The organism is Streptomyces sp. NPDC058663 (assembly GCF_042716745.1).
GTDB lineage: Bacteria > Actinomycetota > Actinomycetes > Streptomycetales > Streptomycetaceae > Streptomyces.
In genome coordinates this window covers 39,979-59,919 of the sequence record NZ_JBHXRV010000030.1, presented here as the reverse complement: position 1 = coordinate 59,919, position 19,941 = coordinate 39,979, and the positions used below count along the sequence as shown (strand labels likewise).

General features: G+C 70.2%; 25 protein-coding genes. 14 read left to right on the top strand and 11 right to left on the bottom strand.

Annotated elements, in window-relative coordinates:
* The first annotated feature begins 7 nt into the window (after positions 1-7).
* The 3 genes from ACFWVV_RS22270 to ACFWVV_RS22260 all read left to right on the top strand — a co-directional run bounded on the left by ACFWVV_RS22270 (position 8) and on the right by ACFWVV_RS22260 (position 1,963).
* Positions 8-934, top strand: coding sequence for an alpha/beta hydrolase (locus ACFWVV_RS22270; RefSeq protein WP_384354349.1), 927 nt, complete (start codon positions 8-10; stop codon positions 932-934).
* A gap of 9 nt (positions 935-943) precedes the next feature.
* On the top strand, positions 944-1,318 hold the full coding sequence (locus tag ACFWVV_RS22265; protein ID WP_384354351.1) for an RNA-binding S4 domain-containing protein: 375 nt from the start codon (positions 944-946) through the stop codon (positions 1,316-1,318).
* Between the two features lie 222 nt (positions 1,319-1,540).
* Positions 1,541-1,963: a YchJ family protein gene (locus ACFWVV_RS22260; RefSeq protein ID WP_384354353.1), complete on the top strand. Its 423-nt coding sequence runs from the start codon at positions 1,541-1,543 to the stop codon at positions 1,961-1,963.
* On the opposite strand, the gene ACFWVV_RS22255 is transcribed toward ACFWVV_RS22260, so the two are convergent.
* The 5 genes from ACFWVV_RS22255 to ACFWVV_RS22235 form a co-directional block, all read right to left on the bottom strand.
* Positions 1,945-2,160: a hypothetical protein gene (locus ACFWVV_RS22255; protein ID WP_384354355.1), complete on the bottom strand. Its 216-nt coding sequence runs from the start codon at positions 2,158-2,160 to the stop codon at positions 1,945-1,947. The genes ACFWVV_RS22260 and ACFWVV_RS22255 overlap by 19 nt on opposite strands.
* A 15-nt stretch (positions 2,161-2,175) precedes the next feature.
* On the bottom strand, positions 2,176-3,201 hold the full coding sequence (locus ACFWVV_RS22250) for a DUF6397 family protein (protein ID WP_384354357.1): 1,026 nt from the start codon (positions 3,199-3,201) through the stop codon (positions 2,176-2,178).
* Positions 3,202-3,373: 172 nt separating this feature from the next.
* Positions 3,374-3,769, bottom strand: coding sequence for a roadblock/LC7 domain-containing protein (locus ACFWVV_RS22245; RefSeq protein WP_384354359.1), 396 nt, complete (start codon positions 3,767-3,769; stop codon positions 3,374-3,376).
* Between the two features lie 145 nt (positions 3,770-3,914).
* The gene (locus ACFWVV_RS22240) at positions 3,915-4,574 is read right to left on the bottom strand and encodes an ATP/GTP-binding protein (RefSeq protein ID WP_384354360.1); all 660 of its coding nucleotides are present in this window, start codon (positions 4,572-4,574) and stop codon (positions 3,915-3,917) included.
* Positions 4,575-4,632: 58 nt separating this feature from the next.
* Positions 4,633-5,118 carry a DUF742 domain-containing protein gene (locus ACFWVV_RS22235; protein ID WP_384354362.1) on the bottom strand — a complete coding sequence of 162 codons (486 nt, stop codon included), beginning with the start codon at positions 5,116-5,118 and terminating at the stop codon, positions 4,633-4,635.
* Between the two features lie 176 nt (positions 5,119-5,294).
* On the opposite strand from ACFWVV_RS22235, the gene ACFWVV_RS22230 reads away from it, so the two are divergent.
* Complete coding sequence (locus ACFWVV_RS22230) at positions 5,295-5,894, top strand: class I SAM-dependent methyltransferase (protein WP_384354364.1); 600 nt, start codon at positions 5,295-5,297, stop codon at positions 5,892-5,894.
* 25 nt (positions 5,895-5,919) lie between these two features.
* Here the strand turns inward: ACFWVV_RS22230 and ACFWVV_RS22225 are convergent, their stop codons facing one another.
* The gene (locus tag ACFWVV_RS22225) at positions 5,920-6,810 is read right to left on the bottom strand and encodes an oxygenase MpaB family protein (protein WP_384354366.1); all 891 of its coding nucleotides are present in this window, start codon (positions 6,808-6,810) and stop codon (positions 5,920-5,922) included.
* Between the two features lie 173 nt (positions 6,811-6,983).
* Here ACFWVV_RS22225 and ACFWVV_RS22220 point away from each other — a divergent pair, with 173 nt between their 5' ends.
* On the top strand, positions 6,984-7,238 hold the full coding sequence (locus ACFWVV_RS22220) for a hypothetical protein (RefSeq protein ID WP_384354459.1): 255 nt from the start codon (positions 6,984-6,986) through the stop codon (positions 7,236-7,238).
* A 137-nt stretch (positions 7,239-7,375) separates the two neighbouring features.
* Complete coding sequence (locus ACFWVV_RS22215; RefSeq protein ID WP_384354368.1) at positions 7,376-8,215, top strand: hypothetical protein; 840 nt, start codon at positions 7,376-7,378, stop codon at positions 8,213-8,215.
* A gap of 238 nt (positions 8,216-8,453) precedes the next feature.
* Here the strand turns inward: ACFWVV_RS22215 and ACFWVV_RS22210 are convergent, their stop codons facing one another.
* The 4 genes from ACFWVV_RS22210 to ACFWVV_RS22195 all read right to left on the bottom strand — a co-directional run bounded on the left by ACFWVV_RS22210 (position 8,454) and on the right by ACFWVV_RS22195 (position 11,086).
* On the bottom strand, positions 8,454-8,996 hold the full coding sequence (locus ACFWVV_RS22210) for an MOSC domain-containing protein (protein WP_384354370.1): 543 nt from the start codon (positions 8,994-8,996) through the stop codon (positions 8,454-8,456).
* 108 nt (positions 8,997-9,104) lie between these two features.
* Positions 9,105-9,287, bottom strand: coding sequence for a hypothetical protein (locus ACFWVV_RS22205; RefSeq protein ID WP_384354372.1), 183 nt, complete (start codon positions 9,285-9,287; stop codon positions 9,105-9,107).
* Positions 9,288-9,369: 82 nt separating this feature from the next.
* Positions 9,370-10,497: a fatty acid desaturase family protein gene (locus ACFWVV_RS22200; RefSeq protein ID WP_384354374.1), complete on the bottom strand. Its 1,128-nt coding sequence runs from the start codon at positions 10,495-10,497 to the stop codon at positions 9,370-9,372.
* A 280-nt stretch (positions 10,498-10,777) separates the two neighbouring features.
* Complete coding sequence (locus ACFWVV_RS22195; protein WP_384354376.1) at positions 10,778-11,086, bottom strand: hypothetical protein; 309 nt, start codon at positions 11,084-11,086, stop codon at positions 10,778-10,780.
* Positions 11,087-11,537: 451 nt separating this feature from the next.
* Here ACFWVV_RS22195 and ACFWVV_RS22190 point away from each other — a divergent pair, with 451 nt between their 5' ends.
* The 4 genes from ACFWVV_RS22190 to ACFWVV_RS22175 all read left to right on the top strand — a co-directional run bounded on the left by ACFWVV_RS22190 (position 11,538) and on the right by ACFWVV_RS22175 (position 15,214).
* On the top strand, positions 11,538-11,756 hold the full coding sequence (locus ACFWVV_RS22190) for a hypothetical protein (RefSeq protein WP_384354378.1): 219 nt from the start codon (positions 11,538-11,540) through the stop codon (positions 11,754-11,756).
* A 10-nt stretch (positions 11,757-11,766) separates the two neighbouring features.
* Positions 11,767-12,015 carry a hypothetical protein gene (locus ACFWVV_RS22185; RefSeq protein ID WP_384354380.1) on the top strand — a complete coding sequence of 83 codons (249 nt, stop codon included), beginning with the start codon at positions 11,767-11,769 and terminating at the stop codon, positions 12,013-12,015.
* Between the two features lie 326 nt (positions 12,016-12,341).
* Positions 12,342-13,637 carry a GAF domain-containing protein gene (locus ACFWVV_RS22180; RefSeq protein ID WP_384354382.1) on the top strand — a complete coding sequence of 432 codons (1,296 nt, stop codon included), beginning with the start codon at positions 12,342-12,344 and terminating at the stop codon, positions 13,635-13,637.
* 53 nt (positions 13,638-13,690) lie between these two features.
* Positions 13,691-15,214 carry an aldehyde dehydrogenase family protein gene (locus ACFWVV_RS22175; RefSeq protein ID WP_384354384.1) on the top strand — a complete coding sequence of 508 codons (1,524 nt, stop codon included), beginning with the start codon at positions 13,691-13,693 and terminating at the stop codon, positions 15,212-15,214.
* A 142-nt stretch (positions 15,215-15,356) separates the two neighbouring features.
* On the opposite strand, the gene ACFWVV_RS22170 is transcribed toward ACFWVV_RS22175, so the two are convergent.
* Positions 15,357-15,656 (bottom strand): hypothetical protein, encoded by a 300-nt coding sequence (locus ACFWVV_RS22170; protein WP_384354386.1) that lies wholly within the window; start codon positions 15,654-15,656, stop codon positions 15,357-15,359.
* 318 nt (positions 15,657-15,974) lie between these two features.
* Here ACFWVV_RS22170 and ACFWVV_RS22165 point away from each other — a divergent pair, with 318 nt between their 5' ends.
* From ACFWVV_RS22165 to ACFWVV_RS22150, 4 genes are all read left to right on the top strand, one after another.
* Positions 15,975-16,352, top strand: coding sequence for a hypothetical protein (locus tag ACFWVV_RS22165; protein ID WP_384354388.1), 378 nt, complete (start codon positions 15,975-15,977; stop codon positions 16,350-16,352).
* Positions 16,337-17,479, top strand: coding sequence for an MAB_1171c family putative transporter (locus tag ACFWVV_RS22160; protein ID WP_384354390.1), 1,143 nt, complete (start codon positions 16,337-16,339; stop codon positions 17,477-17,479). Before ACFWVV_RS22165 ends, ACFWVV_RS22160 begins: the two co-directional genes overlap by 16 nt.
* Positions 17,480-17,496: 17 nt before the next feature.
* Positions 17,497-17,799 carry an MTH1187 family thiamine-binding protein gene (locus ACFWVV_RS22155; RefSeq protein WP_384354392.1) on the top strand — a complete coding sequence of 101 codons (303 nt, stop codon included), beginning with the start codon at positions 17,497-17,499 and terminating at the stop codon, positions 17,797-17,799.
* A gap of 437 nt (positions 17,800-18,236) precedes the next feature.
* On the top strand, positions 18,237-18,749 hold the full coding sequence (locus tag ACFWVV_RS22150; protein WP_384354394.1) for a helix-turn-helix domain-containing protein: 513 nt from the start codon (positions 18,237-18,239) through the stop codon (positions 18,747-18,749).
* The last annotated feature ends 1,192 nt before the right edge of the window (positions 18,750-19,941 follow it).

Genomic DNA, 19,941 nt, shown 5'->3' with positions numbered 1-19,941 from the left:
GCGACGTATGCCGATCGAACCCGCACTCCAGCAGTTCCTCGAGCAGATCCCGCCGGTCGACTGGTCTCTCGATCCGAGCACGTTCCGCAAGCAGTCGGCAGCCGCGCTCGCCATGTTGCCGGTCGTGACCCCGCTGCCGCGGGTCGTGAACCGGAGCGTTCCCGGGCCCGCGGGTGAGATCCCAGTGCGCGTCTATTACCCGTCGGCCGACGCGGGACTGCCGGTCACCGTCTTCTGCCACGGCGGCGGATTCGTCGTCGGTGACCTGGACACCCACGACGCGCTGTGCCGTACGACGGCCGAGGAGAGCGGGTCGATCGTGGTGTCGGTCGACTACCGGCTGTCGCCCGAGCATCCCTTCCCGGCCGCGCTGGAGGACGGCTGCGCCGCGTACGCGTGGGTGCGGCAGCACGCGCAGGAGTGGGGCGGAGACCCGGCCCGGGTCGCAGTCGCCGGGGACAGTGCGGGCGCCTCCATCTCGGCAGCCGTGTGCCTGATGGCCCGCGACCGGGGCCTGCCCCAGCCGGTCTTCCAGCTGCTCTGGTATCCGGCGACGGGGCTGGACGTCACGCCTTCACGCAGGCGGTTCGCCACGGCGCCGATGCTGGGCACCGAAGCGATGGCGTTCTTCCACCGGCACCACTACCGGGTCATCTCCCGCGAGGACGCCGTCCCCTACGGCGCGGTCTCGCTGGCCGCTGATCTGTCGGGGCTGGCCCCGGCGTACGTCCTCGTCGCGGGCAACGACCCGCTGCTCGACGAGGGGACGGCGTACGTTCAGCAGTTGCGCGACGCGGGCGTACCCGCGCAGCTGGATCTCCAGGAGGACATGGTGCACGGCTTCCTGAGCTTCGCGCACCTGGTGCCTTCCTGCCGCACCGCGGCACAGCCGTCACTGGAGGCCCTGCGGCAGGCGCTTGCGGTACGGCATTAGGGTGGCCGTATGGCTTCGGATGCGGGAACCGTACGGGTCGACAGCTGGATCTGGTCCGTGCGGCTCATGAAGACACGGTCGACGGCTGCCGCCGCGTGCAGGGCCGGGCACGTGCGGGTCAACGGAGAGCGGGCCAAGCCCGCGCAGTCCGTGAAGGTCGGCGACGAGATCCGGGTGCGCCAGGAGGGCTGGGAGCGCGTCGTCCTCGTGTCCCAGCTCGTGCGCAAGCGGGTCGGCCCGGTGCCTGCGGCCGAGGCGTACGTGGACAAGAGCGCACCGCGCCCGCCGAAGGAAGCACTGGGGGCAGGCGTGCGCGAGCGGGGGGCGGGACGGCCCACAAAGCGCGAACGGCGGGAGTGGGAACAGTTGCGGGGCGGGCTCTGAGGGCCTTGCGACACCGGGGCACGCCCCGGAGGCCGCGGGAGAGGGTGGGCCGGAACAGGCGCCTCGCCCTGATCATGAGAGGGAGCCGGGGCAGAGGGCCGGGATCAGGGCGGGGCCGCAGCAAGGACCCGAAGCAGCGGCCCGCGTCAGGGGTGGGCCCATGCCGGGGCCCGGGTCAGGGCGGAGCCCGAGCACCGGCCGGCCGTCGGAGAGGATGGGGGCATGTCCAAGATGCCTCGTTCCCGTACGAAGTCCGACCCCGCCGCGCCCTGCCCCTGCGGGCGTGAGCAGTCCTATGGCGAGTGCTGCGCCCGATTCCACCGCGGGGAGGCCGGCGCGCCGACAGCCGAGCGGCTGATGCGCTCGCGCTACAGCGCGTTCGTCGTGCTCGACGCGGGCTACCTGCTGCGGACCTGGCACCCCTCGACCCGCCCCGCCACCCTTGACCTGGACCCGGACCAGCGGTGGACCGGGCTCGACATCCTGGGCGCCGTGGGCGGCAGCGCCTTCCACCAGGAGGGGACCGTGGAGTTCCGCGCCCATTACGTCCACGAAGGGCAGGCGGACAGCCAGCGCGAACTGAGCCGCTTCGTGCGCGTGGACGGGCAGTGGGTCTATCTCGACGGTCAGAACAGCGGCAGCTGACCCGGGAAGTCGGGCGGCGCGTAGCCGTCGAGGGACGGCTGCACGGCCGCTCCGAGGGGCGCTGTGGTCCGCGACCCCGGGCAGGAGATCAACTCGGTCGTGCCGCGCGCCCCGGGTGGGTCGTGGCGGGCGAAGCGGGCGGCGACGACCGCGATTTCACGACGGCACACGGGGCAGACACGGCGAGGAGACGACACGCTCCCCAGTTTGCCTCATCCCCGGCCCGCTCCGGCTGCGACTCCGCTCCCCCGGCCCCGCCGACCGCGGCAACTCCTGCGCACCGTACGCCCGAGGTCGCCGCAGCTCCTGAGCACCGTCCGCCCGATGCCCCGGCACCACCAGGAGGGGACGCCGCTCGCACGGGCGAGCCCGGCGGACGCGCGAGGCCCGAGGTTCTCACCGGGCGGGGGCGCACCGGCCGGGCCGGGCAGCGGCCGGTGTGCCCGTGCCTCCTGCAGCGACAGGGTCAGACCCGCCCCTACCCATTCGATCTCGTCGCGGTCCTGCGCCACGAAGAGCCGCCGAGCGACCTCCCTGGCGGCGACACCGGTGGGTTCGGCCATCGTGAGCCCGGACCGCAGTCCGGCCAGGTGGGCGGTCTCGGAGGGGTCCCGCACCACCTTCGCCAGCTCCTCCGGAGCCAGCAAGGAGCTGAAGATCGCGGCCTGCTCCCAGGGATCGTCGGTCCGGCTGAGCAGCTGCCCGAGACGCCTGCTGCGCCAGTTCCGCGGTCTCAGGTCAGCACCCGCGTCGAGGGACGTGCGCATGGCATCCGGGTACTTCCCTGTCAGCAGCTCGGGATGGCGCGCCTTGAAGTCGGACAGCTCCTCGGCCAGATAGAGCCAGACGACGGCCCTGTACCGGTTGAGGTAGAACCTGGCCGGGCTGAGGTATCCGGTCCGGGCGAGCGCCGTGAAGCGGAACGCGCCGATGCCCATCAGCGCGGCTGCCTCGGTGGTTCCGGCGGTCCTCAGCCGCACCTTCAGTGGCGTGGCCCCCTTTTCCAGTTCCTTCAGCCGGTCGATCTCCTCGCAGGTGACTCGGCGCCGTCCGCCCCCGCAGTCCGGAACGGTCCGGATACGGCCGAGTTGCACCGCGAGTCCGAACTCGCTGCGGTCCAGGCCGAGTTCCTGCGCCGCGCGGACCGCGGTGACGGTACCGTGTGCCTGCCGCGCTTCCTTCACGACGACCTGCCGCGCTTCCTTCACCACGGCCTGTGGCGTTTCCTTGACGGCCATGACAGTCCTCCCCGGGAGATGTGAATACTCTCAGTGACGACGGTAGCTCTGTGTGTCAGATCACGCCCGGCCTGTGGACAACCCCCTGTGGACAACTCCCGGCGGGCCCCGTTCGCGCAGGGCGGGCTCACCGGCAGGGCACACCGGTACACCCGCCCCACCCTTGGACAGGTCAGATTCCCGGCTGCCGGGCCGCCACCCCGAGGTGCTCCCCCACCCGATTGACCAGCAGGGTCATTTCGTACGCCACCTGCCCGAAGTCGGCCTCTGCCGCGCTCAGTACGCACAGACAGCTACCGTCCCCCGCCGCGGTGACGAAGAGAACGCCCTCGTCGAATTCGATCATGGTCTGGCGCACCTTTCCCGCGCCGAAGTGCCGTCCCGATCCCTTGGCCAGGCTGTGCAGCCCCGAAGCGACGGCGGCGAGGTGTTCGGCGTCCGGCCGTGCCAGTCCCGCACTGGCGCCCGTCACCAGCCCGTCATTGGACAGGACCAGTGCGTGCCGGATGTGGTGGATCCGCTTGGTCAGGTCGTCGAGCAGCCAGTCAAGTCCCTTGTTCAGCGCCATGTTTCGGCTCTCCCCGATTCCTTGTTCCCCGTGTTCCCCTGGTCGTCCGCAAGCCTTACCCACAGTTGGCGCAGCGGCAAGCAGATCCGGATCACGGCGGACTTGAGGGAGTACGGGGTGTCCTGTGCGGGGCGGTGCAGGCCTCTCAGGCCATCGCTTCCAGCATGCGGGTGGTGTGCACGCGCCCCGCGTACTCGACGAGCCGGATCAGCACTTCCTTGCCGGAGTCGCGGTCGCGTGCGTCGCACAGCACCACGGGCGTGCCGCGGTCGAGGTCGAGTGCCCGGGAGACCTCGCGCGCACCGTAGGCCTGGGCCCCCGCGAAGCAGTTGACCGCCACCACGAAGGGGATGCGGCGGTCCTCGAAATAGTCCACCGCGAAGAAGCTGTCGGCCAGTCTGCGGGTGTCGGCGATCACCACGGCACCCAGTGCGCCCTGCGAGAGGTCGTCCCAGAGGAACCAGAAACGGTCCTGTCCCGGAGTACCGAACAGGTACAGGGAGAGTCCGGTCCGGATGGTGATCCGCCCGAAGTCCATGGCGACGGTCGTCGCCGCCTTGTGGTCGAGACCGGTGGTGTCGTCCACGCCTGCGCCCGCCTCGGTGAGGATCTCCTCGGTGCGCAACGGGCGTATCTCGCTCACGGATCCGACCAGCGTGGTCTTGCCCACGCCGAAACCGCCCGCGACCAGTATTTTCAGCGCGAGGGGTGCGCCTTCCGGCTCGGGAACGTCCGCGCCGTCGGCCTCTTCGGCTGGGACCTGTGGACGGGCGGTGTGCGTGCCGGGGGTGTGCTCTGTGGACATGGGGCTGCTTCCTTCGTCGTTCGGGGCGAGGTGCGCGCGGTCCGGCCCTGAGCCGGCGTCACAGGGCTCGCAGGCCGTCGATGACTTCCTGGAGCGGAAGTTCCGCGGGCAGCTGGGTGGGGCGGACGGGTCCGGGCCACGTCACCAGACCGGCCCCGGCCAGGTCGTCCACCAGTTCGCGTACGACGCCGGTGGGAAGACCGGTGGCCGCTGCGAGGTCCGCGAGGGTCTGCGTCGCGGCGCGGCAGTGGCCGAGCAGGGTGTGGTGCACATGGCTCAGCAGGGCGGGGTCGGGCTCTCCCGCGCCGGCAGTCGCGGAGATCTGTGCGACGAGGTCGAGGCGTGTGCCGGGCGGGGCATCGGACGCCGGGGGGAGGGAGGCGCCGGCCGGGTCGCCGGGGGCACTCGCCCCGGGCTGCGCCCCGCTTGCCGTGCCCGGCCCGGCCTCGCGTACGCCGGTCCGCGCGTAGGGCCGTACGAGGGGCCCCGCCTCTGCGTCGTACCACTGGGTGCTTCCTTCGGCGGCCCTCTGATGCTCGATCATCCGTGGCTCTCTCCGGCTCCGGCGGAGGCGCGTGGTGCCCCGTGGAGTCCGGACGGTAGTCCCGGCGCTGCGCGGCACCCGGCTGGGTTTCGAAAGCAGACGGATTGTGGCGGGAACCTTGTCGGCGCCGATCGAAGTGGGCCCGATCGTGCGCACCAGCGGGGGATCATGGGGCCATGGCTGATGACCACACACAGGTTCAGGAGTTCTTCGGTGCCCGCGCCGCCCGGTGGGACATGCGCTTTCCCGACGACGGGCCCGCGTTCGAGGCGGCCGTCGCCGCCATGGGCCTGCCCCCGGGCGGGACGGTGCTCGACGCGGGCTGCGGCACCGGGCGGGCCCTGCCCCACCTGCGCGCCGCCGTGGGGAGTGCGGGGACGGTGCTGGGGGCGGACCTGACGCGGGAGATGCTCGACGAGGCGGTTTCGGCGGGGCGGGACCGCCACGCCCTGCTCCTGCGGGCCGACGTGACGCGGCTGCCGCTCGGGGCGGAGGTTCTGGACGGCGTGTTCGCCGCCGGGCTGATCGCGCACCTTCCGCATCCGGGGCACGGCCTGCGCGAACTGGCCAGGACCGTGCGTCCCGGCGGGCTGCTCGCCCTGTTCCACCCGATCGGCCGCGCCGCCCTCGCGGCCCAGCAGGGGCGCCGGCTGACCGCCGACGACCTGCGCGCGGAGCCCAATCTGCGCCCGCTGCTCGCCGGTTCGGGCTGGCGCCTGCTCTCCTACGCCGACGAGGACAGTCGCTTCCTGGCGCTGGCGTCCCGCGCGCAGTGACACCCCCGTCCCTGAGCGCCCGGGATTACGGGGTGCGGTGCGCGTGCGGCACGGGGCAGCCGCCCCCGCCCGCCCCGGGGAAGGTGCCGAGACCGGCGACCTCGTAGCCGGTGCGGTACCCCTTGATCTCGGGGTTCTGGCGGGCGTAGTGCGGGGAACGGCGGGGCGGCAGCAGACGTACGGCACGCGCACGCAGCCGCAGTGCGCCCCGGGCCGCGGTACGGGCCGCCGGGTGCGGCCGGTCGTAGCGGAAGGCATGCAGCAGCGGGTCGTCCAGGAGGGCGAGGGCGGCACCGCGGACGAGCGGTGCCAGTGGCCCGTACCAGGAGCCCATCAGGTCGAGCGTCGCGTCGGAGACCTTGCGTCCGCCCTCGTCCCAGCCGAAGCGGTCCGTCTCGTACGTATCGAGGAAGTGCTCGAACTCTTCGAAGGTCCTCGGGATGTCGCGGATTCCCAAGTGGCCGCCGAGGGTGCGGTAGTACGCGGCCGAGGCGCGCAGCTCGTGGTTGGACAGCCTGCGCCAGCCGTAGCTGTCGAGCCAGCGCTTGGGTACGACGACGAACGTGCACAGGACGTAGCGCATGTCGTCGTTGCTGATGTCGTAGCTGCGGTGCATCGCGTTGATGCGGCGGACGGCGGTACGGCCCTGCTCGCTGGTGAAGCCGTGTTCCACGATCGCGTCCAGCAGGAGGGCGGTGTCGTCGTAGCGCTTCTGCGTGCGTGCGGTGAACTCCGTGGTCTCGGCGAGCAGCCGGCCGATGCTGGGGACCGCGTAGGTGCGGTAGAGCGCGAGCTCAAGCGCTCTCGCGAAGTCCCAGGGGAATTCACAGGTGGCGGTCATCCGGTAGATCCGCAGGAAGTCCCGCTCCGGATCGAGCTGCTGGATCTGCTTGAGCCGGTCGTATCGCTTCACCACGTACCACCCCTCTGCCGTCGCGTTGCTGCCTCCCGTCAGTTACGCACTGTTGACGGAGGCTCAACTCTACTGGCCGGGGGCACACTTGAGTTGTCCGCCGATCTACTGCTCACGGGGATGTGGTCCGCGTGCTCGACAGGATCAAGGGATTCTTCCGTTCGCTCGAGGAGCCGCTGCGGCCGGGATCCCCGGTGGCACCGAGAGCCGGACGGGGGCACAACCTCTTCGAGGCGGCCGCCGTGTATGTGGCGGCTTGCGCGGAGGACGACGAGCAGCTCAGCGACGAGGCGGCCGGGTGGGTGTCCCCGGAGGCTCTGTCGTTCGGAGTGACCGAGCTGGCCTGCCGGGCGGTCATCGCCCTCGCGCGCGAGCGGGACGAGAGCCCGCAGCAGGTGGCACGGAGCCTGCTGGGTCTGCCCGCCGTCTGAGCCGCTCCCCCGCTTCGTCCGGCCGGGCCTCGGCCCTGTGCCGACGCGGCGGCCCCTGCTTCCCGTCCACGGGTCTCGACGCGCCGGTTACTCGCAGGTTAAGTTGCGCCGACGGCCGATCATCTGGGGAGGGTGCGGTGAGGGGGAACGAAGCTGTCGGCGATGAGGGTGCTCCCGGGGAGCAGGACGCCGACGGGGACGACGAGCTGTTTGTGCTCACGGCGGTGCTGCTGACACCCGCCCAGTTCCCGAGCGTCCTCGGGGACGACTTTCCCGCGGCGTGTGCCGCCCTCGGCCTGGAGCCGCTCGGCGAGGGGTACGGGCTGGTGCTCGGCCAGGACTCGACCGGTGCACGCTGGACCGTGGCCGTGGACGATGTGTCGCTCGTCGCGGTGGCCGTCGCATCCTGGGACTGCGGAATGGAGTACGACCTGTCACCGCCGGAGCGGTCGGTCGTGGCGGCCCTGCCCGGCTGGCCGCTGGCCCTCTCGGTGGCCGCGCCCGGCGTCCCGGCCCCGCACGACCCCGTACCGGATGTCGACGATCCGGACGGGGCCGGTCCGGTCCTGACGGCGCCGGACACCGGGCAGTGGGGTCCTGCGCAGCGTCGGCTGGGTGCGGACGAGATAGCCCGGCAGTGGGCCACGTGGCGCGGGCAGCTCGACGAGGAGAGCGGAACCTCTGCGTTCGAGGGCGCCGAGGGGGAGCTGCATCCGGGGGTGCGCCGGGTGATGGACGAGCTGCACGGATACGTCGCCGAGCCGCCACCGGTGGGCCGGGTGCGGTCCGCGTTCGCCAGCAGCGAGGCCCGTACGCTGCGGGCCGATGGCCCCGGGTGGTCCTTCGTCGCCAGGACCGACGACCTCGCCTTCCTGCTGCTGGACGAGGAGCCGGGAGAGGTCCTGCCGGTGGGCCGGGGCCGGGAGCTGCCCGGGCTGCTGGAGTCACTGGACAGGATGGCGGTACGGCCGGCCTGACGGGCGGAGCGTCCGGCTCCGGGGCGGGCCGCAGCCAGGGGCGAGGCGGTGAGGTGGGCCGAAGCCGTAGGGGCGCGGCGGCGGGCTTCGGCCCCGGGCGCGGCCCGGGGCACGGCGGGCGGGTCGGCTGGCGGGCTCGCTGGCGGGCCGGCCCGCTGGCTGTGACCGGTATACCCTCGGCCGCCTCCGACGAGTCGGCCCTGTCGGAGACGGCCGCTACCTGGGCGGGCCTGTCGCGTCAGACGCGTTCGAGCGGCCTGTGCGGTTCGGCCGGAAGCTCGACGGTGATGGGGTCCCCGGGGCGGACCGGTCCTCCGGTGCGCACGACACCCATGACTCCGGCCTTCCGGACGATGTTGCCCTCGGCGTCCCGGCCGGTGACCTGCTTGAGCAGGCCGTGCTGGAAGCCGTCGATCTGCACACACGGGTTGCGCAGACCGGTGATCTCCACGACCGCTTCACCACCCAGGCGAAGGAGGGTGCCCACGGGCAGTGCGAGCAGGTCGAGGCCGCGGGTGGTGACGTTCTCGCCGAGCTGGCCGGGGGCCACCTCGAAGCCCTCTTCCCGCACCTCGGCGAAGAGTTCCTGGTGAATGAAGTGGACCTGGCGCAGGTTGGGCTGCGTGGGGTCCTGGGCCACGCGGGAGCGGTGCTTGACCGTCACTCCCGCGTGGACGTCACCCTCGACGCCGAGGCCGGCCAGCAGGGTGATGCTGTCGCGGTTGGGTTTGGTGAACGAGTAGGTGCCGTTGCTGCTGACCGCCGTGACTGTCGCTCCCACGCGAAAGCTCCCCTTTACTCCCGTACGAGTGATCACGTCCGAGCGTATACGGGGGCGCTCCCAGAGGGCCGGCGGGTCGTACCCGGGGTCAGCGGGGCGTACCGGGGGTCAGCGGCCCAGTTCCTTGCGCCTGATCCTCTGCAGCCTGCGGCGCTGGGTCTTGTCCAGCATCAGGTAGGCGGCGGCCGGGACACCCACCATGACCAGCAGCGCGGGCCAGAATCCGATGATCCAGATGAGGGCGATGCCGATCACGACACCGCCGGTTGCGACCTTTGCGCTCTTCGACATCTTCGACGCCTCCTCCGCGGCAGCTGCCGCTCCTGCTTCTGACAACGCCCGCCGGGCCGTCACGGTTCCCGGCGCCGCCGGTTCACCCCTGCGGGGTGGCCGGGGACTTTTCCGTACCGGCCGTACTCGAGCCCGTACGCGAATCCGCACTGCGGGGCCCGGTGCCGTCTCCGGTGCGCAGGGGCTCGCCGACCTCGTGCATGTGGCTCAGTGCCTGCCGGTAGGAGGCGATGAGTCCGGTCTCCGCGTACGGCAGGCCGACCGCTGCGCAGTGGGCGCGGACCAGGGGCTGGGCGAGGCGCAGGTGGGCGCGCGGCATGTTCGGGAACAGGTGGTGTTCGATCTGGTAGTTGAGGCCGCCGAGGAACCAGTCGGTGAGCGGCCCGCCGCGCACGTTGCGCGAGGTGACGACCTGGCGGCGCAGGTGGCCCCAGCGTTCGCCGTCGGAGTCGACCATTTCCATGCCCTTGTGGTTGGGGGCGAAGGCCATGCCGAGCTGGAGGCCGAAGAGCGCGTGGTGCAGGAGGGCGAAGACGAGTGCCGTCAGCGGGGCCATGGTGGTCAGCAGCAGTGTGGCGTACAGGGCGAGGTGGGCGACCAGCAGGGCACCCTCGGTCCTGCGCTCGCGCGGGCCCTGGCGGCGCAGGTCCTGGAACCCGTACAGCTTCAGGGCGAAGCCTTCGAGCAGCAGCATGGGGAAGAACAGCCCGGCCTGATGGCGGGCGAGCCAGCGGGCGAACCCCTCGCGGCCCGCGGCCTGTTGCTGGGTCCACACGAGGGCGCCGACACCGACGTCCGGGTCCTTGTCGACGTGGTTGGGGTTCGCGTGGTGCCGGGAGTGCTTCTCGTGCCACCAGGCCTGGCTCATACCGAGCAGAAGGTTGGCGTGGGTCAGGGCGAGCAACCTGCTGGTGCGCCGGCTGCTCGATATCTGGGCGTGGCAGGCGTCATGGGCGAGGTAGGCGGTGCGGGTCCACACCACGGAGAACGGAACGGCGAGCAGGAGCACCCACCAGGTGTGGCCGAGCAGCACGAGGCCGGTGGCCACGGCCGCGAGCGAGAGGAGGCCGACCGCGATACGTGCGACGTACCAGCCGTGACGGCGCTCCAGCAGCCCTTGGCTTCGGACCGCCTGCAGGAGCGGGGCGAAGTCGCTTCCCGACGCGGTCGCGGCGGGCCGCACGGGGGCGGCGGGCACGGCATGGGGCATGGCTGGACTCCGGTCTCTGGAAAGCGCATGCGGCGATCGCGGCACCCGTCTCCTCACGAGGCTACGGAACGTGATGTGCCCGGGGTAATGGAGCTAACCCCCGGGTCCTGGGGGGCCGGCCCCCTTGCGGCGGGGGTGCTGGGTACACCTCCGCTTCGTCTTCTGCCCGGCGTCGGGGGCGGCCCGTCGACCGGATGCGGATACCGGGACGGGACCGGGACGTGTACGGGGACGGGCCCGGAGGGCGCACTGGCAGGGGCCGGGGGGCCGGGCCCTGCGGTCAGGGCAGGAAGGACTCCAGGTCGGACGGAAGGCCGGAGGGGAAGTCGGACGGAAAATCGGACGGCAGGCCGGGGAGGTCCGTCGGGAAGCCGCTGGGAAGCTTCGTCGGGAAGCCTGAGGGCAGGGAAGTCGGGAAGTCCGACGGCAGGGTGGGGAAACCGGTGGGGAACTCGCTCGGCAGACCGAAGGAGGGTCCCGGCTTGGAGCTGCTGGGTGCGGGCCGGCCCGGCTTTCCCGGCCCTCCGTCCTGGGTCACGACGAGGACGACCGCCACGACGGCTGCGACGGCGAGGACGACGGCGAGCACGAGGACCAGGGGGCGACGGCCGCCGGGACCCTGTGGCGGTCCGCCCGACGGCGGGTCTCCCCATGGACCGCCGGCTCCGCCGCCCGCGGTCGGCGGCCCGTAGCCGCCGGGCGGCCCGGGGGGTGGTCCTTGAGGCGGGCCGTAGCCCCCTGGGGGCGGGTTTCCGGATGGCTGTTGCGGTGGTACGGGCGGCTGTTGCGGTGGTACGGGCGGCGTGGCCATACCCTCCAGGGTCGGCCGTACGGGGGCAGTCCGCGACCCCTGTACGCGAGTTGGTTCGCGCCCCACGTCAGAGCGCAACATTCCGGATGTGCGGGCCGGCACCCGCGCGGGCTGGTGCGGGCCGCCGTCCGACGGTTGTCGCGGCAGCACCCCGGCAGGCCGCTGAGCAGCGGTGGGCGGGTGGCCGCCGGTTGGCCGTTCGCTGCGCTCCCGTGCCACTATCCGCCTCATGGAAACCGAGAAGAACCTGGCGTCGCTGGAACTCGCCGTGCAGCGGCTGCGCGAGGCCGAGGCCGCGCTCGCCGCGGCCCGCACCGACGTCGAGACCGAAGCGGTGGCGTCCGCACGAGCCGGAGCCGACCTCGAGGAGGTGTCCGGGCTCAGCGGGATCTCCCCCGGCGATCTGCGCACGCTGAGCGCCGATCTCGGCGAGATCCCGCCCCGGTAGGCGCGCCGTTGTGGACGAGTTCGAGCTGCTGGACCCGTGGTCGATCGAAATGCTCGCACCGATCGTGGTGGCGGGGGAAGGACCGATGGCCTGCCCCGGTTGCGCGGCCGTCACCGGGTTCTCCGCCGGGGGCAGGTGGGGCGACCCGGTGCGGATGCGGTGCCGGTGCGGGCGTGACTGGCTTCCCTTCGAGGACGACCCCGAGCTGAGCCGGGAGCTGATGAAAGAGTTGATCATCGCGGCCCAGACGGACGGCTGAGTCGGCGGGCCAGGGACTGTCCGACGGATCGTGCCGGACGGGGAGGGGCAGCCCTGCGTCCGGATGAGGCGCTCGTACCGGCGGCCGGGCACGCAACCGGCTGCCATTCCGAGACGGCCGGGCACGCATCCGGTTGCCGCTCCGAGGCTGCCCGGACGCCTACGTCCGCCACCCAGCGGCCGGCGAAACGCTTGCCGCCGCTCCCCCGCGCCACGACGATGGGCCGGGCGGGCAGACCGTACACGCCGGGCAGTCCCGAGGTCACCCGCTCCCGACGAGCTGCCGCCCGGCCGCAGCCGACCGAAGTCTTCGCCGGGGAGGCCGAGTTGACCGACACAGAAGTGGCGCTGGAGCCGGGAGCCGACCCGCGGCGACGGCTGGGCGCTCTGCGGCGGGCGCACGAGGTGTTCGCCTCGGCGGGAAGGGTCGAGCGGCCGGTGCGCCCGGTGGTGGCCGATTCCTGGCGCCGTTCGGCCCGCGCCCGGGTCAGCCCGGACGGGCACGCGTGCGTGGAGCTGGCGGACGACGACCTGGCGGCGTACCGCGAGAGCCATCCGCTGGCCCGTGCGATGCCTCTCGTACGCGAACTGACGGGGACGTACGCGCGGGACGGCGAGCACCTCGTGGCGGTCTGCGACGCACAGGGGCGGCTGCTTTGGGTGGAGGGGCCCGCACGCTCACGGCAGCGTGCGGGCAGGATGAACTTCGTACCGGGTGCCCGCTGGTCCGAGAACGCCGTCGGCACGAACGCCCCGGGCACCGCACTCGCCCTGGACCGCCCGGTCCAGGTGTTCGCCGCCGAACACTTCCTGCGGCCGGTGCACCCGTGGACGTGCGCCGCCGCCCCCCTGCACGATCCGCGTTCGGGGCAGCTGCTCGGCGCTCTGGACATCACCGGCGGGGACAACCTCGCGCATCCGCACAGTCTGGCGTTCGTGCAGGCAGTGGCCCGCGCTGCCGAATCCCAACTGGCGTTGCTCGCGCCCCCGCCTCCCGCCGGGGGCGGCGCCGCGGCACTGTTCGCACTGGGGCGCGACGAGGCGGTTCTGGTGGCGGGCGGATCGCGGGTGCGCCTCAGCCGGAGGCACAGCGAGATCGTGGTACTGCTCGCCCGCCACCCCGAGGGCCTCTCGGGGGACGAGTTGCTGTGCGGGCTGTACGAGGACGCGGCGGCGAGACCGGTGACGCTGCGGGCCGAACTGTCGCGGCTGCGCCGCCTGTTGGGGACAGGCCTGCTCTGCTCGCGTCCGTACCGGCTGACCGTGCCCGTGGACGCGGACTTCACGACGGTCGCCCGCCGCCTGGGTTCCGGTGCGGTGGCGGCGGCCATGGGGGCGTACCGGGGGCCGTTGCTGCCGGGTTCGCAGGCGCCCGCTGTCGTACGGCTGCGGCGCAGGCTGGAGGGGGAGCTGCGGGCGGCGCTGGTGACGCGGGCGGACCCCGGGCTGCTCGCGGACTGGGTGTCCAGTCCGTGGGGCGAGGAGGACCTGCCGGCGTGGCGGGCGCTCGCCTCCGTCACGTCGGCGGCCCAGCGGCCCTCGGTGCACGCGCGCGTGCGCGCACTCGACGGGGAACTGCGGGCCGCGGCACCTGCAACGGGGTTGCAACGTCGGCCGCTCTAGCGTCCCCGGGGTGACGTCCGACGAGGGGCGGCACGTCCGAGGGAGGCCATGCGATGACCCGATACTCCGCACCCGGCAGCGGCGGCGCGATCGTCTCGTACCAGGAGCGCTACGACCACTGGATCGGCGGCGCGTACGTGGCCCCGGTGCGCGGCGGATACTTCGAGAATCCGAGCCCGGTCAACGGCCGCACCTTCACCGAGATCGCTCGCGGCACCGCCGAGGACGTGGAACTCGCCCTGGACGCGGCGCACGCGGCGGCTCCCGGCTGGGGGCGCACCGCGCCGGGCGAGCGCGCGAACGTCCTGCTGAGGATCGCCGACCGGATGGAGGCGCACCTGGAGGAACTGGCGGTCGCGGAGACCTGGGAGAACGGCAAACCGGTCCGCGAGACGCTGGCCGCCGACATCCCCCTCGCCATCGACCACTTCCGCTACTTCGCGGGGGTCCTGCGCGGACAGGAGGGAACGCTCAGCGAGCTCGACGAGGACACCGTCGCCTACCACTTCCACGAGCCGCTCGGCGTCGTCGCGCAGATCATCCCCTGGAACTTCCCCCTCCTCATGGCGACCTGGAAACTGGCGCCGGCACTCGCCGCGGGAAACACCGTGGTCCTCAAGCCCGCCGAGCAGACGCCTGCCTCCATCCACTTCCTGATGAGTCTGATCGCGGATCTGCTGCCGCCCGGCGTGGTCAACATCGTCAACGGCTTCGGCGTGGAAGCGGGCAAGCCTCTGGCATCCAGTCCGCGCGTGGCGAAGATCGCCTTCACCGGAGAGACCACCACGGGGCGGCTGATCATGCAGTACGCCTCCGAGAACATCAAGCCCGTCACCCTCGAACTCGGCGGCAAGAGCCCCAACATCTTCTTCGACGACGTCTGGAGTGCGGACGACGACTTCCGCGACAAGGCCCTCGAAGGCTTCACCATGTTCGCGCTCAACCAGGGCGAGGTGTGCACCTGCCCGTCGCGGGCGCTGGTCCAGCGTGGCCATTACAGCGAGTTCCTGGAGGCGGCGATCGCCCGCACGGAACTCATCAAGCCGGGCCACCCCCTCGACACGGACACGATGATCGGCGCCCAGGCCTCCCACGACCAGCTCCAGAAGATCCTCTCCTATCTGGACATCGGCCAGCAGGAGGGTGCCAAGGTTCTGACCGGCGGCCATCGGATCGAGTACGAGGGAGAGCTGGCGGGTGGCTACTACGTCCAGCCGACGATCTTCGAGGGCGACAACCGGATGCGTGTCTTCCAGGAGGAGATCTTCGGCCCGGTCGTCGCGGTCACTTCCTTCACCGACTTCGACGACGCGATCGCCACGGCCAACGACACGCTGTACGGCCTCGGGGCCGGCATATGGACCCGCGACATGAACACGGCGTACCGCGCGGGACGCGCGATCCAGGCGGGCCGCGTCTGGACCAACTGCTACCACGCGTACCCGGCACACGCGGCGTTCGGCGGCTACAAGCAGTCGGGCATCGGTCGTGAGACGCACAAGATGATGCTGGAGCACTATCAGCAGACCAAGAACCTTCTCGTGTCGTACTCGCCGAAGAAGCTCGGTTTCTTCTAAACGCGCGAAACGGGGCGCCTGACCTGGGGTTTTCCCCGTCAGGCGCCCCTCTGTCGACCCTCTATACACTAGTATCGGTTTGAGGCGTAACTCCCAGTTCCTCCCACTGGCATCCCACCTCTGACCAGCCCTTCCGGACCAGTCACGGACCAAAATCACACGCCTCAGGCGTGCCGCCCTGATTGACGCGGTCCCATTCCTGCATCGACTGCTCGATGAGCCGGTTGGCCTGTTCCCGAACGCCCTCCAGGAACTTGGCGTAGTGGCGGAAGAGAACCTCGATGGTCTGACCGGCACGCCGCGCACACTCAGCCGGGTCGACACCGGAGTACAGCCAGAACGAGATCCCCGCGTGCCGGAGATCGTACGGACGCTTAGCCAGAGATCTTTCATGTTGGGGGTTCTGGCCCTGCTGACGGGTCTCGAACCCCCGTAACCCCAACCATTAATGATCTCTAGCGGTGGATCCTACGACGCTCTAGGCTCACTCGTGGCTGAGGCGAGTGGGATGTGGTAGGGCTAGCGGCTTCTGGGTACCGCAAGAGACCGCGGGTATTGGGTCATGTGTCCTTCAGCCCCGACGATCCTGGAAGAGCGGACAAAGATGTACTGGAGACGTCTGCACCGTCGGTGCAAGCATGTGATCGACGGTCTCCCATTACCTGATCCATTTTCCGTCACGGAACTGTGTACCCGGCTGGCCACGGACCGAGGCCGCCCGCTGGAGCTGCGCCCCTTGCCCACACCGACAGTCCCCGAGATGCCGACAGGTATCTGGCTGGCTACCGACAGCGGTGACTACGTCCTGTACGACGCCCAGACAAGCCCGCTGCATCAAGAACACATCATCCTGCACGAGATCGGGCACCTGGTGTGTGGCCACCGCTCAGGCGGCGGAGACCAGCGACTGTACCGCCGGATCAATCTGGCGGATTCGAAGTCGATCCGGCAGGTGCTTCCCCGCTCGCGGTACTCCGATCTCCAGGAACAGGAGGCAGAGATGATCGCCACCCTGGTATTGGAGAGCATCGGTCGCATCCCCGCCCCGACGCTGCTGTCCGGGATGCTGGCCGGGTTGGAGTCCGCGATGGGGCTGAGTGGTGTGCGTCGTGCAGGGACGCCATGCTCGCGTGGTTAGAGAACATCGGCATCGGCGCGCTGTGGAGTGTGGCGATCGCCCGGACACCGCAGGCCCTGCGCAGAAGCGAGCAGCGGCCGCTGTGGTTCGCGATCGTCATGATTGCGGTGGCGATGTCGATGCACCTCGAACCCGTCACCGAAGTCCTGGCACGGCTCGTGCCCAACGCCCACTGGATCGACCTGACCAAGCACTTGGTGAGCATCCTCGATGCTGCCGCTGTTCTGTGGTTCATCCTTCAGGCAGCCGGACGCCGGCGCCACACGATCCCTGTGTTCGGTATCGCCGTCCTGGTTATGGGCACGCTGGTCCTGCTGGATCTTGGCGGGCCACCGCACGCCCGAAACCAGATAGCGCCTTCCAGTGATATCCCGAGTGTGCCCGATGCGTATTGGTGGGTCTTCTTTGCCTTCCACCTGCTCGCGGACACCACCTGTGGGTTCGTATGCTGGAGTTACGGCCGCCGTGACATTCCCCGACTCCTGCGTTGCGCGCTACGCCTGTTCGGCACCGGCATCCTCCTGGCGTCACTGCTGTGGGTGCTCAAGCTTGCCTATCTGGTGACCCGTTCGACGGTCTTTGCGCCCATTTTCTCACCCGTCACGGGCATCGAAGCGCTGTTCATGGCAGCCGGGGCTGCCTTGCCCCTCCTCGCTCACCTGCGTCAGTGGTGGCGGTACCGCAGCGCGCATCGCGGTCTTGAACTGCTGTGGCGGGACCTGACCGGCACAACCCCGGATGTGGTCTTCGTTGGGGGACCTCGGCTGCGTGCCGCGGCTGTACCGCTGCAACTGCGGCTTTACCGACGAGTGATCGAGATCAGAGACGCGATGATCGTGCTGCGCTCCTACGTCTCCTCGGCCACTCTCGACCAGATCCGGCGACGTGCCGATGAGGACGCTGATGTGCAGGCGCATCTGGTCGACGCATACGTCTCCGCCTACTGGCTGGTTGCCGCCGTGCATGCTCGGCGCGTGGGCCAGACGCCGCAGGCCCAGAAAGCAAACCTCGCTGGGGACGGAGCACAGGACCTTGCCGAGGAAATCGGCCACTTGCTGCACATCGCCGCCGCATATCAATCGCCGGCTGTCCGTGCCTATCACACATCGCTGGCCGGTCCGGCCTAGTACCAGATGGGAGTGCCGTGCTCATCGCATTTGCTCTGACCCCGATGGGAGTCGAGGAGAACGTTGCCGACTACATCGCCGACGCAGTCAAGATCATCAGGGAATCGGGGCTTCGGACCCGATCAGACTCGATGTACACCATGGTGGAAGGCGAGTGGGACGAGTTCATGGACGTCGTCAAACGGGCCACTGAAGCCGTCGCCGCCAAAGCCCCCCGAGTCCAGCTCATCCTCAAGGCCGACCTCTGGCCGGGCATGGCGAACCCGCTGGACGGAAAGATCGCGCTTCTTGAGCAACGGATCACGGAGATGGAGTCCTGACACTCCCTTTGCGCCGCGCACAGGAAGGAGCCGCAAGCTGGTAAGCGCTCCCGACCTCGCTGCCTCAAGGTAGTGACCTCGACAGTACGTTGGTCGACTCGATGGGCAACCAGCAATGGCCTCGCGCGACTTGGCGGCGCGACCCGGAGGGGGGCGCAGAGGATCACTGGACTAGGACCGTGGCCCAGTTCGGGCAAGTCGGTACATGCGCTGCACCAGTCGGTCGCATCACGGATCCATCAGTACACGCTTCAATGAAACGCAGGGCCGGGCACGGATCTCAGCCACGGCCCAGTTGCCCTCGGGTATTTCGAGGCACGAATGGCAGGAGCTCCTCCCCGGGAGGCGATGGTTTCTTGCCATTGTCAACGCGCTGGCAAAACTATTGTTGATGCCGGGTTCCGCAGCTTGACCAACTCCGCCTACGATCCATTGTCATGTCCCTGTATCGACCGAAGGCACCAAGACGCCCTCTCCCAAGCACTGATGCCGCGTGTCTGTTCGGACGCCGCCTGCAGCGCCTGGTCGAAGCGGCTCGCCTGGAGGACAAGGGCAGGTTCACCGATACGGAGATCGCTGCGTACGTCGGGGTCAGCGGGCAGTACATCCGAAACCTGCGCAGTGGGAAGTCAATGCCGTCGGTGGAGAAGGCACAGCGCCTGGCGGAGTTCTTCGGGGTCGACCACGCGGACTACTTCCTCAAACCGGACGACGATCCTGCTGTGCTCGCCACGGAGCGCCGTCTGCGCACATTCGAGGGCGCGCAGACGACCGGGGACAGTGCACCAGTGGATGAGGAACGGTGGCTCCACCTCAGGGAAGGCCACGGGGTCCAGCAGATCGCGCTGCGTGCCGGGCAGCTCTCGCCGGAGGCCCGCAGCGCCGTGCTCGGCATCGTGGAGGATCTCATCCGCAGCGAGGCGCTCCCGGACCTTCGGATCGACGAGTAAGCGGACGGGACCGCTACCCACAGGAACACGCGAACACCAAAACGACGGGGGAACCGTGGAACTGAACCGCCGACCGTGTGCCGTACCGACCCACAGGTGGCACGAGGTATCCGGGTGAGGGCGAACCTCCTCCGATGCCTCGGTAACTATCCGCTCTGCTCTTCTACTTGCTGGAACGCCCGGTGAAGGCCCGCCTGGCCCGGCCCGCCTGGCCGCGGAAGGGATTCCCGACGCCGTGTGCTCAAGGGGCTGTCGGCGGGTTGATTCCCCCCGATACCCACTCGGTCATCGCATCCGACTCCAGGCGGCAGCCATGAGCCTTCCCGGTACCCGCAGGAGGCCCCGCATCATGGACTGATGAAAGCGCGGCAGCAGTCCCGTCGAGAGACTGCTGCCACCCGGCCGTGGACCAAGTGCGCCAACACCTGATCACATGCGGCCCCAGCATCACCGCCCGGCGTGTGTCGCCGGACGAAGCCCGATCGCAAAGATCGGACACATCGGTTCTCGCGAACCGAGCCAGCCCTCAAGGGCTTTTCCTTCCCGCACACGATTACTTAGGAAGGCATACACATGGTGCAGTACGGTGCTGCCGTTTGTCAGCCCTGCCCTGGTCACGAACTCGCCAACCGGCTGCCGTCCTCCGGAGAGTCAGCCGTCCTGGAGACGGAGCCAGAACACCTGCGAAGCCGTCCCACCACCGTGGCAGCAGCGAGCCTTGTGCCCTGTGTCAACCGGCCACGGTGACGCCGGGCGGTGTGGGAGAGCCACGGTCGCCCTGGACACACGGCTGTTGCTGGCTAGGCCGGGATGCCCGCGCGCCTGGCGGGGACCGTGCGTACGTGGTTGAACGGACCCGAATCGACGCGGGCACCCGATGCGGTCCGGCTGCCGCGGTCATGCTGGCTGCGCGTACCGCCAGCGACCACGGGAAGAGTCGAGATCAGGACTGGCGAACTCGGACGATGGCTTGGGCTGTCCGCCTCACGGGTCGCCTCCGCGGTACTGCCGAGTCTGCGCCGCTGCGGTGTCGTACGTGTCACGACGGCCCTGGGCGATCACGGCGAAGACCTAGGCCTGGAGTGCGCTGTCCTGCCGCTCAAAGAAGCACACGGACTGATCGGTCATCCACTGGCCCTGCAGCGCACTGAATGCCCCTTTCCCTGGGAGCAACCGTGATCGGTATTCCTCT

Bases quoted from the DNA above. Each gene is read 5' to 3' on its own strand.
- ACFWVV_RS22270 (WP_384354349.1), top strand. From the start codon at position 8: ATGCCGATCGAACCCGCACTCCAGCAGTTCCTCGAGCAGATCCCGCCG.
- ACFWVV_RS22265 (WP_384354351.1), top strand. From the start codon at position 944: ATGGCTTCGGATGCGGGAACCGTACGGGTCGACAGCTGGATCTGGTCC.
- ACFWVV_RS22260 (WP_384354353.1), top strand. From the start codon at position 1,541: ATGTCCAAGATGCCTCGTTCCCGTACGAAGTCCGACCCCGCCGCGCCC.
- ACFWVV_RS22250 (WP_384354357.1), bottom strand. From the start codon at position 3,201: ATGGCCGTCAAGGAAACGCCACAGGCCGTGGTGAAGGAAGCGCGGCAG.
- ACFWVV_RS22245 (WP_384354359.1), bottom strand. From the start codon at position 3,769: ATGGCGCTGAACAAGGGACTTGACTGGCTGCTCGACGACCTGACCAAG.
- ACFWVV_RS22240 (WP_384354360.1), bottom strand. From the start codon at position 4,574: ATGTCCACAGAGCACACCCCCGGCACGCACACCGCCCGTCCACAGGTC.
- ACFWVV_RS22235 (WP_384354362.1), bottom strand. From the start codon at position 5,118: ATGATCGAGCATCAGAGGGCCGCCGAAGGAAGCACCCAGTGGTACGAC.
- ACFWVV_RS22230 (WP_384354364.1), top strand. From the start codon at position 5,295: ATGGCTGATGACCACACACAGGTTCAGGAGTTCTTCGGTGCCCGCGCC.
- ACFWVV_RS22205 (WP_384354372.1), bottom strand. From the start codon at position 9,287: ATGTCGAAGAGCGCAAAGGTCGCAACCGGCGGTGTCGTGATCGGCATC.
- ACFWVV_RS22200 (WP_384354374.1), bottom strand. From the start codon at position 10,497: ATGCCCCATGCCGTGCCCGCCGCCCCCGTGCGGCCCGCCGCGACCGCG.
- ACFWVV_RS22190 (WP_384354378.1), top strand. From the start codon at position 11,538: ATGGAAACCGAGAAGAACCTGGCGTCGCTGGAACTCGCCGTGCAGCGG.
- ACFWVV_RS22175 (WP_384354384.1), top strand. From the start codon at position 13,691: ATGACCCGATACTCCGCACCCGGCAGCGGCGGCGCGATCGTCTCGTAC.
- ACFWVV_RS22165 (WP_384354388.1), top strand. From the start codon at position 15,975: ATGCCGACAGGTATCTGGCTGGCTACCGACAGCGGTGACTACGTCCTG.
- ACFWVV_RS22160 (WP_384354390.1), top strand. From the start codon at position 16,337: ATGCTCGCGTGGTTAGAGAACATCGGCATCGGCGCGCTGTGGAGTGTG.
- ACFWVV_RS22150 (WP_384354394.1), top strand. From the start codon at position 18,237: ATGTCCCTGTATCGACCGAAGGCACCAAGACGCCCTCTCCCAAGCACT.